Raw genomic sequence first — 15,625 nt, 5'->3', positions numbered from 1 at the left:
CTATCTGATTACCCAGCCAATACCTAATGAGCCTTCGCCTAGATGAGTGCCGATCACGGCACCAAAATAGCTTTTATAAAATTCAACATGTGGGTACTTTTCTGATAAATGCGCCAACAATTCTTCTGCTTCTTCTTCTCTATTTCCATGAATGATTGCTGCTCTCATCGGAACACCGCATGATGCATCTTCATCAAATAATTCAAAAATACGGGAAATGGCCTTTTTACGTGTACGAATCTTTTCAAAAAGGACAATTAGCTTGTTGTCAAAATGAAGGATAGGCTTTACCTTTAAGAGGCTTCCAATAAAAGCCTGAGCACCATTTAATCTGCCGCCTCTTTGCAAATGAGTTAAGTCGTCTACCATAAAATAGGCTCGTTCGTTTTCTTTCAATTGATTGAGATGTGTTAAAACCTCTTCTGGAGAAACACCTTTTTGAATTTTTTCAGCAGCTTCTAATGCATAAAAACCCTGCACCATACAACTAGTTTCTGAATCAAACGGATAAATGTCAATTCCGTCAACCATATCGTTTGCTATGGCTGCACTATTATAAGTTCCACTGATTCCACTTGAAAGATGAATACTAATCACAGCGTCGTGTGTTTCACTTAATTTTTCATATAATTCTACTAGTTCACCAAAAGCAGGCTGAGAGGTTGTTGGAAGGTCTTTATGCTTTTTTACTTCCTCATAATATGCCTTCCAATCCATCTCTATTTCTTCTCGATACGATTCACAGCCAAAGATGACGTTAAGGGGGATCATATGAATTTGATGTTTGTCACGTAGCTCTTGTGGTATATAAGCAGTACTGTCTGTTACAACGGCTATTTTCATTCTTAAATACCTTCCTTATTCGTTACTCTTTTTTATTCTAAAGGAATGATCATTGTTTTCGTTAGATTTATAATAGTAATCAAAAAAGCCTGCCTAATCAATAGGCAAGCCACTATCTCCGAAAAAGACTTCTTATCAAACCTATCATTTCACTCAATCTAAGGATGTGAGAGAACCAAAAACAGGCGAAAAAGGAGTACTTGTCCGGAACATTATCTCATTTCTACCCAGCCGTTTTTAATCGCTACAACAACAGCTTGTGTACGGTCGTTTACATTCATTTTTTGCAAAATGTTACTTACGTGGTTTTTGACTGTTTTCTCACTAATAAAGAGCGATTCACCAATTCCTCTATTGCTCTTTCCATCAGCTAACATTTGAAGAACTTCACATTCACGTCTTGTTAAAATATGAAGTGGTCTGCGAATCTCTGGGTATACCTCGTGCTGTGGATATGCTGAAACACCACTAGTCGCTAGACGTCGAAATTCATTTACTAAGTTATGAGTTACTTTTGGATGTAAATAAGATCCTCCGTCAGCTACTACTTTTACTGCTTCAATGAGAGTGTCTGCATCCATTTCTTTTAACAGGTAACCTCTCGCACCTGTTTTCAATGCATGTGTCACATAGTTTTCATCGTCATGAATAGATAGAATAATGACTTTTGATTCGGGATAAAGCTCTACTAGCTGCTTTGTAGCCTCTACACCATTTACATTCGGCATATTAATGTCCATAATGACAACATCCGGATGATAGTGCTCTACAATACGTGCAGCTTCGTCACCGTCGTCTCCTTCTGCAACTACTTCAAAAGTAGGTTCAAAATCTAAAATCCGTTTGACACCTTCACGGAATAATTGGTGGTCATCAATAATTACAATATTTACTTTAGTCACAAGCTACGCCTCCCCATGTTTATTGTTCTACACCTGAACTTTATGGTCAATATGTCTTTTGACTCTATTTTACAATTTTATTCTGCAATGTTAACGGCACTCTAATCATGATGAATGTCCCTAGACCTATTTTTGAGTCTATGGTTATTTTACCTTCTAGTAAGTCTACGCGCTCTTTCATGCCAAGTAAACCAAAGGATTTGTTTTTGATTGTTTTGACATCCTTCATATCAAAGCCTTTTCCATCATCTTTGATAATTAATGTCACAGAATTTTTTGTTACTTCTACCTTTACAGAAATTTCTTCAGCTTCAGAATGTTTTAAGGAATTAGTGACAGCTTCTTGGGCTAGCCTAAACAGTGCCACTTCAAATTGAGAAGCAATTCTTTCGTTTTCTGTATCACCTATGCATTGGAACGTAATCTTGGTGTTTCCATCATACTCTTCAATTGTATTTAAGTATTTTCTTAATGTCGGAATGAGACCTAAATCATCTAAAGCCATCGGTCTTAAATCATAAATGATTCTTCTCACTTCGTACAGAGCATTTCGCACATTGTGTCTGAGACTTCTAATTTCTTTAAAGCCCTCCTCTGTACCACGGTCTCTAAAAATCCGTTCAATCAATTCAGAACGCATCATTACGTTTGCCAGCATCTGAGCAGGACCGTCATGAATTTCCCGGGACACCCTTTTGCGCTCTTCTTCCTGCGCTTCAATAATTCTTAGACCAAAATCTTGTTTTGCCTGTGCATCTTCCAGCAAAACGCCCACCTGGCGTAAATCCTGGTTGAGATAGTTGAGGACAACCGTGATCTGACTCACAAGCGTTTCAGAACGTTCAATGACGTCTTGTAGGTTTAATAAGCGTCTTTCGAGATCGTCTCTTCTCTCTCTCAACTGCTTTTCACGCTGTTGGATCATGGTGAGTTCTACTTGAAGATTATGTGCTTTTTCATAGGCCTCTCGAATTTCGTCTTCGCTGAATTTGTTGAAGTTTCTGCTGACCTCAGATAAGCGATTTCTAGCATGTCTCGTATGGACTTCTAGTTTATCCCCAAAGTCGATTACTTCGTTCACTTGCTGCTTGATTTGCTTAAGCTCTTCTACTAGGCTTTCATATTGTTGACGGGACTGTTCGCCTATTCTAAATACTTCGTCCTTGCTACCATCAACTGTACTTAGCATTTTTATGATGATTGAATCCAATAATTTCGGATCCATTTTGGGTGTTGTCATGGCTTTTCCCTCCCGTAACAGTGATGTCATCTTTTTTTATTATAAATGTCATTGATCTGCATTTTATGTCGAATTATAATGAAAGAATGCGTATAAATCATGAAGTTTTTATGACGACCCTTTTTACGCTCCTATCATCATAACAAAATACGCTGTAAAATTCTAAAGCCAATGCAAATTTTCTCTAGTCTTACAATTTGCTTGTCAGGAGGGTATGTCTTTTGCTGAACCGCTATCTTACAGTAAAAAGTCGTGGCGAGCATGAGGTCGTCATTGAAAAATCACGTTTTATTTGTCATATACAGCGTGCTGTCTCAGAAGAAGAAGCACAAGCATTTATACAAACCATTAAAAAACAACATTGGAATGCCACACATAATTGTTCAGCTTATCTCATTGGTGAAAATGATTTGATTCAAAAAGCAAATGATGATGGTGAACCAAGTGGTACAGCAGGTGTGCCAATGCTTGAAGTGCTAAAGAAACGTAAGCTTAAAGATACAGTCGTTGTGGTCACTCGCTATTTCGGCGGTATCAAATTAGGTGCCGGTGGATTAATTCGTGCCTACGGAAAGTCTGTATCAGAAGCAATCAATCATGTTGGTACGGTAGAATGTTGCTTAATGCGTACGATGCACACAACAATAGATTATACATGGCTTGGAAAGGTAGAGAATGAGCTTAGAGCCTCATCTTTTCAGCTAAAAGAAATCCATTATGCCGAAGATGTTATTTTTGAGACGTATGTAGAAGAATCACAAACAGAGCAGTTCATCAAATGGATGACTGAGCTGACAAATGGAAACAGTGTTACAAAAGAAGGTGTACTTATTTATTTAGAAAAGGACATTTGTCCGATAAAGGAGAAAGATGAATGGCACAACGAGTAAAAGTGCGTGTACGAAAGAAAAAATGGAAGAAGAAAAAGATTTTCAAACGTATTCTGATCTTATTTTTGCTTCTCTTCATCTGCATGGGCGGATTTGCAGTATATAAAATTGTTAATACACTTCAGGCTGCTGACAAAACATATGATGAATTAGAGCGCGGGGAGAAATCAAAGCTCCGTGATGCTGTGATTGACATTAAGAAGAAACCTTTCTCTGTTCTATTTGTCGGAATTGAAGATTATGCCACGAATGGTGATTATGGCCGTTCAGATTCACTCATTGTCGCAACCATTAATCCTCAGGATAAAACGATGAAAATGGTTAGTATTCCTCGTGACACACGGGTACAGCTTGCAAGTGATACGACAGGAAGTAAAGGAAAGATTAATGCGGCATTTGCTAAAGGCGGAAAAGACGAAACGATTGAAACTGTCGAACAATTCTTGCATATTCCGATCGACAAATATGCAACAGTGGATTTTGAGGGCTTCAAAGATGTCATTGATGAAGTGGGTGGAATTGATATAGATGTTCCATTTGACTTCAATGAAAAAAGTGACGTCAAAAAATCAAAAAAGATTTACTTTAAAAAAGGAAATATGCATTTAAACGGGGAAGAAGCACTTGCTTACGCACGTATGAGAAAACAAGATCCACGTGGTGATTTCGGGCGTAACGATCGTCAGAAACAAATTTTACGAGCAATGATCGATCAAATGGCGAAACCAAATAACATTGCAAACATCGATAATATCGCAAGAGAAGTAAGTGATCACATTACGACCAATTTCCGTATCACGGAAGGCCTTGCTCTTCAGCAAATTTACAGTGGTTTTAAAGGAGACGACACAGAAACAATTTCTATTAAAGGATCAGACCTTTATTTAGGACCAAATCGAACGTACTACTTCGAGCCAGATCAAACCAACTTGGCTGAGCTGCAAAATGAATTACGGACGCATTTAAAGCTTCCTATTGAGTCATCCATTGGAACAGATTCACAGACCAATTCATCAGGACAATAAAAAACAACCCGCTTCCTATGATAGGATCCCCTCATAGTAGACAGAAAAAAGAAAGCATACTAATCTGTCTATAATGGAGGGGTTTTTTTGGGGAAACACGTAAAATTCAAAATAGCTGAAGCAGTTCAAGAAGCAGTATGTAAATATATCTATTTTACAACCATCAACGATTCCAACAGAAGTTAAACAACCTGAGCCCATATCAATACAGGACTCAGGCTGCTTAGTGTCTTTTTAACACTGTCTACTTGACAGGGGTCACTTCATTAGGAACAGGTTGTTTTTTTATTGCCTTTTGACCATGCGCTTATAGAATTTTGTAAATGGTTTAAACTCTTCGTTCACTAAACCAGTGACTTCCGCAATGACTTGCATAAACATGACCAGTAAAAATATAATGATCAGTGATAACCAAATGGTTGCGCTTGTCATCAAAATCGCACTCAAGCTGAAGACTAAGCCAATCATGTAAATTACGATCACAGCCATTCGATGAGATAAGCCAAAGGCCATGAGTCTATGATGGATGTGAGATTTGTCAGGCGCCGAAATTGGCTGTTTATTTAATATCCGCCTGATAATCGCAAAAGTGGTATCGAAAATAGGGACACCTAAGATGATCACCGGGATAACGACACTAAACAAAGTGACACTTTTGTATAACCCTAACAGAGACAGCACTGAAATCATGTAGCCTAAAAATAATGAGCCTGTATCACCCATAAAAATCTTTGCCGGATGGAAGTTATAAAATAGAAAGCCGATTGTACTGCCAATGACGACAAGAGACAAAGAAAGAATGAGTATCTTGTCAGCAGAAAATGCCATCACAGCAATCGTTGTTAAACCGATGACAGAAATTCCGGCAGCAAGTCCATCCAGGCCGTCAATTAAATTGATCGCATTTGTGATTCCGACAATCCATAACACAGTTAGGGGATATGCCATCCAGCCTAACTCGAGTCGATCTGTTAAGAAAGGAACAGAGAAAAAGTCCATTTTTAAACCCGTGCTCACGATCAAGCAAGCCACGAGAACTTGCACGAGAAATTTAAATTTTGCACTTAAATTATATTTATCATCAAATATACCTAAAATGACGATGAGTACGGCACCAACTGAAATAGCTGTAATTTTATTATGTAGAAACAGCCCACCTGCTAATGCTCCAGCCACTACCCCAATAAAAATCGCCAAACCGCCCATTCGAGGCATTACTTTATCATGAACTTTTCGTTTATTCGGCTGGTCCACTGCACCAATCTTAATTGCAAACTTTTTGACGATTGGTGTCACAATTAAAACTGTAGCCAGAGAGACAAAAAACGCTAACAGGGCGCGTTCGTATTCCATAGGTCAGTCTCCTTCTAAATTGAAATCTGTATTTTGTATATTGGCCGCTCTTTCCATTATACAATTGAATATAGGATGATCACAAGCTCCCTCTGTGAAGAAGATACAAATAAAAACGCACAATCCTGAATCAATTATGCGTTTTCTTTAATATTCGTTAATTCCACCATATTTGTGAACAGCGCATGCCAATCTTTTTTCTTTGCCCGACTTTGTCTTAGATGTTTGTAGGTCAAGTCGTCTTTTTTGCTGATCACTTTTTGACAGGCTTCTACGAAAAGAGCTGGATTTTTGCCCTCTAAATACTCATACACATTATTCTCTCTTAGCCTTTCCGTTGACGGAAGATTTAAACCTACTACAGGCTTTCCTGCAGCTAAAAATTCAAATAGCTTAAGCGGGAAAACCGCTTTATTATAAGGAGACTGTTTGTATGGCATCATTCCTACATCAATCAGTTTCATATACGCAGGCACTTTTTCTGGTGCAACAGCCCCTGTCCAAATGACATTTGGCAGTTTGAGTGCATGCTGAAAAGATGGATCTCCATTTGTTCCATCCGGACCGACAAATAAAAATGTCCAATCTGGCTGCATGTGAGCAACTTGCGCAATCATGTCAAAATCGAGCTTCGGCTTGATTCCTCCAATAAAGCCAAGAACGGTTCCTTTTCTTCCTTCTAGCACATCCTCCTTACAAGGGAGAGTGCTTTTCGCAAACATATCGTATTCAACCCCATTTTCCACTGTGAACACATCTTTCGGTTCACCCATGAGACGCTTTTTGATTTGATCGTGTAAATATTGTGAAGAGCATGTAATACTATGTGCGTATTTAATAATACGATTCTCTGCTTTTACAATGACACGCTGTCTCATATAAGAGAGGATGTTATTTTTCCCGCTTATCGGCTCTCCCCACAGATCACTGCAATCATACACAATATGTTTCCATTTAAATAAAGAAGATAAGAGCGGAAAGCCAGGAAACGTATACCATAAGCAAACAGCTACCCCCTTCTTTTCCTCCTGCCGCAAATGCTCAAGAAGTGGGGACAACTTATGAATATAGAACATATCTTGATAACGACCAAAGCGAAAAAATTTGCTCTTAAACACATCAGGAATGGTCATTTGCTTCATTCGATCCGTTATGGGCTGAAAGGGAGCTGTATGACGGGCTGAAGATGGACATACCCAAATAACCTCTTTCGTTTCTGGATCAGATGCTAGAAATTCAGCCAAGCGATGCCGTCTGTACCTCAGGCCATCCTGCCCCCATTCTCCCGTTGCTACGATAACATGTATGATCGAGTTGGCTTTCACCTTTATCACCTTTTTTCCCTTCTGTTTATAAGCGCTTCTTCACAGCATTTGTGGCATAGTGCATAAAACACCAAGACGCTTTGACAAAATGAAGCTGCTCTATTTCTCTGTAGACAAACCACGTTTTTTTCGCCGCTTTCCACTTGTTACTAGAGATAGAGTTTCCAACGATGCGATATTCACTTAAGGGCTCACTCATCCCATAGGCCGTAAATCCTCTTTTTAAAATTGACAGCCATGTTGCCAGGTCCTGTCTAGTTCGGATGTTCGGCATTTCCACATGTCCTACCTGTTGAAGATCTAGCATCACTGTCAAACAGCCGATAATTGTATTTTTCAAGGCTTCATTGTAGTTCAATTGAGATGGTGCAGTGACTGTTTTTTGTAATGGTTCTCCATTTTCTGCAATGATGTCATACGCGGTGAATGAAAAGGCATAATCATTCGCTAACATAAAGCCTACCTGCTTTTCGAGCTTTGTCTCTTTCCACTTATCATCGCTGTCTAAAAATGCGATAAAACGGCCTCTTGCCTGTTTGATGGCTGTGTTTCTAGCAATGGCGGCTCCCCCATTTTCCTCTAAATATATGACGTTGATTCTGTCGTCCGTTTGACTTAATTCGCCTAATAGCTTCCTTGTTCCATCTGTTGAGCGATCATCTGCAATGATCAGCTCCCAGTTAGAATAGGTTTGGGCAAGGACGGAATGAACTGTATCCGTTAAATAACGTTCCGCATTATACGCCGGTGTAATGATTGATACTAACGGTTGTTTGTTCACCTAAGACTCATCTCCAGTTCATCATTAAGATTCTTTGAACACTTCAGGTAACACCACAAACATAAGCGAGATGCTAAAGCCAATGACAAGTCCAAGCAGTGCCCGTTTTTTCGCTGACATGCCTTTATTGCCTTCATCCAGCACTTGGGCATGATCGACAATCGTTGCCTGCTTCATTCCGAGCTTTGTTGCCTCCAATTCATATAAGAATCGTTCTTTATCGACTTTGGAGCCATTGCTGACAGATTCGTCTTCAATAGCGGATAATCTACTTTCAATAACCTGCTGTCTTTTCGTAAATAATGCTTTGTCTTGCTTTAGAAATGTATCTGATACCTGCTTGACAACAGCCAAAGCTCGATCCTTATCGGCATCTGTAAACGAAAGCTGTAATTGTGTATCTAATTGATTGGTTAGAATCAGACGGTTTTTCACATCCTGCCTTTCTTCTTCCTTTACATCTCGGAGTGCTTGACTAAGAAATGCATCGCTTTTTAATAGAGATGTCACTTCTGCTATATTGTTATACACCCCGTCATCATATTTACCAAGCGTCAAGGTAACAACTGCTGTGTAACTAGACTTTTCTACTGTCCCTTTGGCAAAAAAGAAACCAAAAGCGGCTAATACGACAGGTAGCAGCACAAGCCATATGATATATTTTTTGATTCGCTTCCCTATTCTTAATATGAAACCAGACATGTTCATTCTCCCAACATTTGACGTATTTGCTTTTTCACTAGTGTAACCATACAAGCTCAGCATCACACGTTTTACCACGGCTTGAAACGTTGTTTATTTTTCATGATATTCACCGCTGCGATCACCAGCCCTAAAAACACCCAGTGGAAATATAAATTCGAGACGGAACTAGGACTGATACTTGAGACGAGAAAGCTCAGCATTGCAGCAAATAGACCTTCAATAATCATCTTTGCTGATCTCGTGTCAGCCAATTTGTATTGTTTGTACAGTGAGAACATGAGATAGGCGTACACTGCGATATAGCCTAGCGTGACTGCAAATCCAAAATTCGTCATCACCTCTAGCAGCCAATTGTGTACTTCAACGACTTGATCTGTATCAAAGATCGAAAAGTGGGCTAAGTAGTATGACACGTTGCCCGCTCCGACCCCGAACCCGTATGAATTCGTAAAGAAATGCCATGCGTTTTTAATCAAATTCGCTCTAGCAATGTTGGATGGGAGTGGTTCACTAAAAGAATGTGCGACCTGAGAAGCAAGAAACAAGTCATAAAAGACCGAATAGATCTTAGCTGAAAAGACGGCAATACATATGACACCTAACCCGCCTGCTGCGATGAGTGACCACTTTTTTAAGAAGCGAGGCATCAGCAGCCACACATAGATCGCCGCTCCAGCAAAAACACCAAGCAAGCTGGCGCGAGATTCTGTTAACAAAATGAGATACAGCGCTGCGATCGCTCCTAATAAACCAAACGCTTTGATATAACCATTTTTCATTTGACGCATACACGCCACATATAAGAAAAAGCTAATGGATAAAAACGTCGCGAAATCATTTTGATTAAAGAAGACAGCTGTAGGATAGTGCTGTTTGTACGCTGGTCCAAGATACAATGATGTATTCGGTAAATGGATCAAGGTAAAGTGATTATAAAACCCGATCCCCATCACAAATACGGTCATGACAAGCCAAATGCTATAAAATGTCACAATCTGATCCATCCGCTGAATGTACATGACCACAAGAAAGACGAACCCCATCCCCATCGCAAGGAGAGACATATATTTCAGACCGTCTGTGACTGAATGAGCCCAAAGCAATGAGATGAGCCCGTAAAGAAACCATGAAGCGAAAAAACCGAGAATGCCTTTTACACGAAGATGTTGCCAATGCGATATGTACGTCCCCTTATCTCTCATCCTCCAAATCAATAAAGCAAAGACGACAATGAGCATAATCCGATATAGAAAAAGACTAAAGAAACCGACACTAATAGAAAAGAAAGCGTTATTGAGAAAGGTGAATGCAATCAAAAGGTAGATAGCTGACATGAATATTTGCTCACCATTCAAATATAGCTTCATCAATACTGCAACTGCCACAAGAACTACAAGCAATACCGGAATTGCCATCATCTTTTTTACCCCAACAGGCTGCGTGAATGCCATTTGCACAAGCCAAATTCCTGCAGCAAATAAAATAAATCCGAGCATGATTTGCCATGCTGTTTGTTTCACACTCATACCCATTTTCCTCCTAAGCCATCCATCCGATTTGAGGGATTAAGCCTTTACTTCCTGTTCATAGTAGGAAATGGTACGTGCCAAACCTTCTTGTAAAGTTACGACAGGCTCCCATGCTAAGACTCGTTTCGTATCCTCATTCGCCAATGTACTATGAACAATATCTCCTTCACGCTGCGGCTTGTAAATCGGTTCAAGATGTGATTTCGTCACTCGCTTCATCGTTTGAAACAACTCATTGACAGTAATGGAATCACCACACGATATATTTAAACAAACGTTTGATTGGGCTGTTAAAGCTTTGACATTCGCTGCTGCTAGATCACCGACATAGATAAAATCCCTTGTTTGTTCGCCGTCTCCGAAAATGAATGGTGCCTCATGCTTTGCAAACTTATCAGAAAAAATAGAGACAACCCCACCTTCGCCAAGTGCATCTTGACGCGGGCCATATACATTGCTATATCGCAGAATACAATAATCCACATGATAGAGTGATTTTGCCATTTCTAAGTATCGCTCTACTGTGAGTTTCGATAAGCCATAGGGTGAACCAGGCTGTAGTGGATGAGCTGTATCCACTGGCAGATAAACTGGGTCTCCATAGACAGCTGCCGAAGAGGCGAATATTACCTTCTTGACACCAATCTCTGAAGCAGCTTTGATCACATGCAGAGATCCTTTAATATTCACTTCCTGATCATATATATAATCTTTGACCGACATTGCTACACTTACCTGTGCAGCAAGATGAATGATGTAGTCTGGTGCGATTTGTTTGATGATTTCACCCACTTCTGGTTTTGTTATATCCGCTTCAATACATTGAACAGATAAATGAGCAATATTTTCCTTACTACCTGTTGAAAAATTATCAAGTACGATGGCCTCATATCCCTTTTCTATTAATTTTTCAACAGTATGTGAACCTATAAATCCACTGCCTCCAGTAACCAATACTTTCTTCATCCAAGTTTCCTCCTAAATCAAGCTTCTAATAACATCTTAACATCCTGTACATGAGGACGACCGATTGAATGATAAATAAAGCCGTTTTTTCTCATTTGATCTGGTTCAAATACATTGCGTCCATCGATAATGACTGGACGTTGAAGAAGACTTCTGACTTTCTCCATATCCATTTTTAATACTTCTTCCCATTCAGTCAAAATTAAACAGGCATCTGAATTCTCTATTGTTTGATATAGATTGTTGCTAAATATTATCTCGTTCCCAAGGATCTCCTTCGCTTCTAAGTGAGCAATTGGATCGTACGCTTTTACGTAAGCTCCCAAATCTTGTAGCATAGGAATAATATCAAGGGCTGGAGAGGATCTCAAATCATTTGTATTAGGTTTAAATGCCAACCCTAATACCGAAATGGTTTTTCCTTTTATTTCACCATAGACATCCATCAATTTTTTTACAAGATACGCTCGTTGATGTGTATTTGTTTCTACAACAGATTCAATTAGTTTAAAACGATAGCCTACTGTTTCAGCTATTTTTAATAGTGCCTTGGTATCTTTCGGGAAACAGGAACCCCCAAATCCGACTCCAGCTTTTAAAAATTTCCTCCCAATCCGGCTATCTAGGCCAACACCTTCTGATACTTTCTCAACATCTGCACCCACTCGATCACATATGTTGGCAATATCATTGATAAAGGAAATTTTGGTTGCAAGCATCGCATTTGCAGCGTATTTAATCATCTCTGCACTTTCTATATTGGTTTCCACCACTGCTGTTTGAAATGGTTCATGTAACTCCTTAATGATTTCCAATGCATGAGAACTTGTAGACCCTATGACAACTCGCTCCATATTCATCGTATCTTTAATAGCAGAGCCTTCTCGAAGGAATTCTGGATTTGACACAACGTCAAAGGGGTATTTGCTTCGTGAAGCTTTCTCTACAATGGCTTTAACAAGTCGACCCGTGCCCACTGGCACCGTACTTTTATTAACAATGACTTTGTATCCATTCAAGGATTCACCAACAGTTTGAGCAACTGCTTTCACGTAAGTTAAATCCGCTTCCCCCTTCGGTGTCATTGGTGTGCCTACAGCAATATAAATAATCGTTGATTCTCGAATCGCAGCAAGAATATTGGTTGTAAAACACAGTCTTCCTTCTTCTGTATTCTTTTCAATCAATTCCTTTAAACCAGGTTCATAAATTGGAACGATACCACTTTTTAAGCTGTTGATTTTTGATTCATCGATGTCACAGCAGATGACGCGATTTCCGATATCAGCAAAACAAGTACCCGATACTAACCCGACATACCCTGTTCCAATCACAGCAATTTTCTTCATCATTCTTCATCCTCTCAGTAAAAGCATTTGACCGTTCCAAACTGTATATCTATCATCCTTTGCACATTTCATCCTGTTTAAACGATGGATGTTGATTGATTCAGCATCTTTTCATATTGCCGAATCAGATGCTCAGCATTATGTGTTGATGAATATTCTCTATGGACGATTCGGTGAAGATCGTCCTTCACTTGTTCATTCCATTTATTTTCATAAAGGTAGGTATGAATGGACTCTTTTAGCTGACTCGTTGAACGCGGTTCAATGAGCAGGTGTTGATAGGTCGAAAATAATGACGGTAGACCACCTACTCGTGTCGCAATGACAGGTACCTTTAACGAAAGCGCCTCAAGGACGACGGTCGGCATTCCTTCACTATAGGAAGGAAGTGCAAATAGATCGGCTGCCATTAAGTAGTCTTTCACCTGATCATTTGGCACCTGCCCTGGGAGTATAATTGATTCCCCAGCTCGTTCAGTCAGCTCCTTTGCAAGTGGTCCTATTCCGACACATACCGCTTTCACACCATCCATCCCACTGACAACATCAGCTAATTCAAGCAAGCCTTTCTCTTTGACTAATCGCCCGACAAAGACAACAAGCTTGTCGTGAAGCGGTAAACCTAACTGCTTTCTGATGTCTTCTTTATTTCCATGCGTTTCAGAAAATGACTTGAGCGGAATACCGAGCGGGAGAAATTTTGCTCCCACCTTTGTCATGTCATTGGTCTTTTTTGCCAGCTCCTCACTCACTGTCAAAACAGCAGCTGCCTGTTTCACCGCTGTCTCAAAGGCTGCAAGCGCCCCTTTGCTATAGCGGGGATACACGTTGACATCACTGCCGTGCAAGGTCAGAAGATAACGGATATGAGCTTCTTTTTGTATCACGGCAGCTGCGCCACCTGACGGCATGGCAAAGTGCGCATGGATGAAATCTGGTGACAGCTGATGACGCTGCATTGTGCGCAGAACAGCAACTGCTATTCGTTTACTCGGCTGTGCCCATTTCAGCTGTCCCGGTAATGCTGTATAGGGAGGTCTGTAAACCGTCACACCACACCGTATTTCCTGTTCTGGCAAATCTCTTTTCTGCCGATAGGATGCCTTGAACATCCGTAAGATAGGCGGATTCACTGGATTGGGACAAATGACTGTCACTTCTATTCCTTGCTTGAGAAGTTCCTGCACTTGCGTTTCATGAAAGACGCCCTCACTCGGATGTTTTTCACTAGGATATACACTTGTCAGCCATAGAACCTTCATGACGAACGACCTCTTCTCAATAATTTTCCTACAACCTGTGGATACATTTTGACGAGCAGCAGGCCATACAAAGCAGCACTTAAACAAATAGTCAGGAGTAATTGAAGCGAAACATCTGCTGACGTCAGCTTCATTCCTTGATGTAAAACCACAGCACAGGCGGACATCACCAAAGTCATGACAGCAGGCTTTAGAAGTGATTTTAGATACACCTTCATATCAAGCTGAATCACGTAAGCCATGAGCCATCTGCCGACAATGAAATTCAGTAGGCTGACACCTGAGTAAATCCAAGCCACAGTCAACAGACTGCCTGTACTGACTCCTGCATACAACGCGCATCCATAGATGATGAGCATGACTGTATCCCAATAAAAAGCTAAATCCACTCTTCCTTTTGCAAGTAGTATTGAACCATTTGGGTTCATTAGCACACGCAGAAGACCGACGATGCACAAAATATTGAGAACAGGAACTGCTACTAACCATTTCTCTCCAAACACAACTTCTATAAAGCTATCTGATACAACAGCGAGGCCGATTAATAAAGGAAAACTAATCAGTGCGAGCAGATTTGTCATACTTAGAAAGCCCTCGCGCAGCATCGAGTGATCACGCTGACTCTTTGCAAAAACAGGGAAAGCCACTCTCGTTACAATTGGATTGATTTTCAGCACGGGGATCGTCACAATTTGATAGGCCAAGCTGTAAATGCCTAACGCCTCCGCTCCAAGAAACCGGCCGACTAAAATCATATCAATATTAGATCCTGCTCGATTAACTAGCCTAGATGCTAGCTGAAAAGCACCGAATGAGAAAAATTCTTTCACTTCCCCTAATGCGAAAACTGGTGCTGGTCGCCACTTCTTCCAATAAGCCGCTGCATACAATAGACCTTTTCCTGATTGCAGCAGCACTTGAGATATGACATAGGCAACAACTGGATTGATGAAAAAGGCAAGGAGGAGTAACACGAGAAGCGATATGATGGTCGCAATCGTTTCAATGGTACTTAATGTTTTAAAAGCTAAGTCTTTTTGCATCATATATTGGTATTGCTGACCAATTGGAGCAATCAGAAACATAATCGATAATAGCTGGAGCAGATTTTCCAGCTCAGGCCGGGCATAAAAGGCAGCAATCATTGGGCTTACAAGGATAAGTAAACAAAACAAGACAATACCTGTGAGTAAGTTAATCCAATATAATGTAGATAATTGACGTTCTGTCGTTTGTTCCTTTTGAATGATCGCTGCACCGATGCCTAGATCAAGTAAAATCTGCGTAAATATTGTGACAGTTGTGATCATGCCAACGAGACCAAACTCTTTAAGGGACATCACGTTCCCTAAAAAGGCGAACTGTGCAATTTGGATGATGGTAATGATCAATGCGGACAAACTTGTCCATTTTGCCCCGCCTAGCATTCGATTTTTCATACTTGCCATTCCTCTT

The 15,625-nt window shown here is 40.2% G+C and carries 15 protein-coding genes; 3 read left to right on the top strand and 12 right to left on the bottom strand.

Features of this window, described 5'->3' with window-relative positions:
- The 3 genes from WAX46_RS06050 to WAX46_RS06040 form a co-directional block, all read right to left on the bottom strand.
- Nucleotides 1-843 carry a DegV family protein gene (locus WAX46_RS06050; protein ID WP_336493500.1) on the bottom strand — a complete coding sequence of 281 codons (843 nt, stop codon included), beginning with the start codon at nucleotides 841-843 and terminating at the stop codon, nucleotides 1-3.
- A gap of 212 nt (nucleotides 844-1,055) precedes the next feature.
- On the bottom strand, nucleotides 1,056-1,745 hold the full coding sequence (gene degU / locus WAX46_RS06045) for a two-component system response regulator DegU (RefSeq protein ID WP_226567715.1): 690 nt from the start codon (nucleotides 1,743-1,745) through the stop codon (nucleotides 1,056-1,058).
- A gap of 64 nt (nucleotides 1,746-1,809) precedes the next feature.
- A complete protein-coding gene (locus WAX46_RS06040; protein WP_336493499.1) occupies nucleotides 1,810-2,985 on the bottom strand; it encodes a sensor histidine kinase in 1,176 nt (391 codons plus the stop codon).
- A gap of 221 nt (nucleotides 2,986-3,206) precedes the next feature.
- Here WAX46_RS06040 and WAX46_RS06035 point away from each other — a divergent pair, with 221 nt between their 5' ends.
- The 3 genes from WAX46_RS06035 (at nucleotide 3,207) to WAX46_RS15785 (ending at nucleotide 5,127) form a co-directional block, all read left to right on the top strand.
- On the top strand, nucleotides 3,207-3,875 hold the full coding sequence (locus WAX46_RS06035; RefSeq protein WP_226567717.1) for a YigZ family protein: 669 nt from the start codon (nucleotides 3,207-3,209) through the stop codon (nucleotides 3,873-3,875).
- Nucleotides 3,860-4,900: an LCP family protein gene (locus WAX46_RS06030; RefSeq protein WP_226567718.1), complete on the top strand. Its 1,041-nt coding sequence runs from the start codon at nucleotides 3,860-3,862 to the stop codon at nucleotides 4,898-4,900. The genes WAX46_RS06035 and WAX46_RS06030 overlap by 16 nt, the downstream gene beginning before the upstream one ends.
- Nucleotides 4,901-5,043: 143 nt before the next feature.
- Entirely contained in the window at nucleotides 5,044-5,127 is an 84-nt protein-coding gene (locus tag WAX46_RS15785) for an IS3 family transposase (protein ID WP_376776425.1), read from the top strand.
- Between the two features lie 58 nt (nucleotides 5,128-5,185).
- Here WAX46_RS15785 and WAX46_RS06025 read toward each other — a convergent pair whose 3' ends face one another.
- From WAX46_RS06025 to tuaB, 9 genes are all read right to left on the bottom strand, one after another.
- The gene (locus WAX46_RS06025) at nucleotides 5,186-6,253 is read right to left on the bottom strand and encodes a glycosyltransferase family 4 protein (protein ID WP_226567719.1); all 1,068 of its coding nucleotides are present in this window, start codon (nucleotides 6,251-6,253) and stop codon (nucleotides 5,186-5,188) included.
- A 134-nt stretch (nucleotides 6,254-6,387) separates the two neighbouring features.
- On the bottom strand, nucleotides 6,388-7,584 hold the full coding sequence (tuaH, locus tag WAX46_RS06020; RefSeq protein ID WP_336493508.1) for a teichuronic acid biosynthesis protein TuaH: 1,197 nt from the start codon (nucleotides 7,582-7,584) through the stop codon (nucleotides 6,388-6,390).
- 19 nt (nucleotides 7,585-7,603) lie between these two features.
- A complete protein-coding gene (gene tuaG / locus WAX46_RS06015; RefSeq protein ID WP_226567720.1) occupies nucleotides 7,604-8,359 on the bottom strand; it encodes a teichuronic acid biosynthesis protein TuaG in 756 nt (251 codons plus the stop codon).
- Nucleotides 8,360-8,383: 24 nt separating this feature from the next.
- Nucleotides 8,384-9,061 carry a teichuronic acid biosynthesis protein TuaF gene (gene tuaF, locus WAX46_RS06010; protein WP_226567721.1) on the bottom strand — a complete coding sequence of 226 codons (678 nt, stop codon included), beginning with the start codon at nucleotides 9,059-9,061 and terminating at the stop codon, nucleotides 8,384-8,386.
- A gap of 71 nt (nucleotides 9,062-9,132) precedes the next feature.
- Nucleotides 9,133-10,590, bottom strand: coding sequence for a teichuronic acid biosynthesis protein TuaE (tuaE, locus tag WAX46_RS06005; protein WP_226567722.1), 1,458 nt, complete (start codon nucleotides 10,588-10,590; stop codon nucleotides 9,133-9,135).
- 39 nt (nucleotides 10,591-10,629) lie between these two features.
- On the bottom strand, nucleotides 10,630-11,559 hold the full coding sequence (locus WAX46_RS06000; RefSeq protein WP_226567723.1) for an NAD-dependent epimerase/dehydratase family protein: 930 nt from the start codon (nucleotides 11,557-11,559) through the stop codon (nucleotides 10,630-10,632).
- Nucleotides 11,560-11,576: 17 nt separating this feature from the next.
- The gene (gene tuaD, locus WAX46_RS05995) at nucleotides 11,577-12,908 is read right to left on the bottom strand and encodes a UDP-glucose 6-dehydrogenase TuaD (RefSeq protein WP_442895661.1); all 1,332 of its coding nucleotides are present in this window, start codon (nucleotides 12,906-12,908) and stop codon (nucleotides 11,577-11,579) included.
- Nucleotides 12,909-12,985: 77 nt separating this feature from the next.
- Entirely contained in the window at nucleotides 12,986-14,170 is a 1,185-nt protein-coding gene (tuaC, locus tag WAX46_RS05990; protein WP_226567724.1) for a teichuronic acid biosynthesis protein TuaC, read from the bottom strand.
- On the bottom strand, nucleotides 14,167-15,618 hold the full coding sequence (gene tuaB / locus WAX46_RS05985; RefSeq protein ID WP_226567725.1) for a teichuronic acid biosynthesis protein TuaB: 1,452 nt from the start codon (nucleotides 15,616-15,618) through the stop codon (nucleotides 14,167-14,169). Before tuaB ends, tuaC begins: the two co-directional genes overlap by 4 nt.
- Between the last annotated feature and the right edge of the window lie 7 nt (nucleotides 15,619-15,625).

Source organism: Bacillus sp. FJAT-53060 (genome assembly GCF_037104745.1).
Taxonomy (GTDB): Bacteria; Bacillota; Bacilli; order Bacillales; family Bacillaceae; genus Bacillus; species Bacillus stratosphericus_B.
The sequence above is the reverse complement of the archived record's forward strand: the minus strand, read 5'-3'. Positions and strand labels throughout refer to the sequence as shown.

Excerpts from the sequence above, each read along its gene's own strand:
- WAX46_RS06050 (WP_336493500.1), bottom strand. The coding sequence starts at position 843 with ATGAAAATAGCCGTTGTAACAGACAGTACTGCTTATATACCACAAGAG.
- WAX46_RS06040 (WP_336493499.1), bottom strand. The coding sequence starts at position 2,985 with ATGACAACACCCAAAATGGATCCGAAATTATTGGATTCAATCATCATA.
- WAX46_RS06030 (WP_226567718.1), top strand. The coding sequence starts at position 3,860 with ATGGCACAACGAGTAAAAGTGCGTGTACGAAAGAAAAAATGGAAGAAG.
- WAX46_RS06025 (WP_226567719.1), bottom strand. The coding sequence starts at position 6,253 with ATGGAATACGAACGCGCCCTGTTAGCGTTTTTTGTCTCTCTGGCTACA.
- tuaF (WP_226567721.1), bottom strand. The coding sequence starts at position 9,061 with ATGTCTGGTTTCATATTAAGAATAGGGAAGCGAATCAAAAAATATATC.
- tuaE (WP_226567722.1), bottom strand. The coding sequence starts at position 10,590 with ATGAGTGTGAAACAAACAGCATGGCAAATCATGCTCGGATTTATTTTA.
- WAX46_RS06000 (WP_226567723.1), bottom strand. The coding sequence starts at position 11,559 with ATGAAGAAAGTATTGGTTACTGGAGGCAGTGGATTTATAGGTTCACAT.
- tuaD (WP_442895661.1), bottom strand. The coding sequence starts at position 12,908 with ATGAAGAAAATTGCTGTGATTGGAACAGGGTATGTCGGGTTAGTATCG.
- tuaC (WP_226567724.1), bottom strand. The coding sequence starts at position 14,170 with ATGAAGGTTCTATGGCTGACAAGTGTATATCCTAGTGAAAAACATCCG.
- tuaB (WP_226567725.1), bottom strand. The coding sequence starts at position 15,618 with ATGGCAAGTATGAAAAATCGAATGCTAGGCGGGGCAAAATGGACAAGT.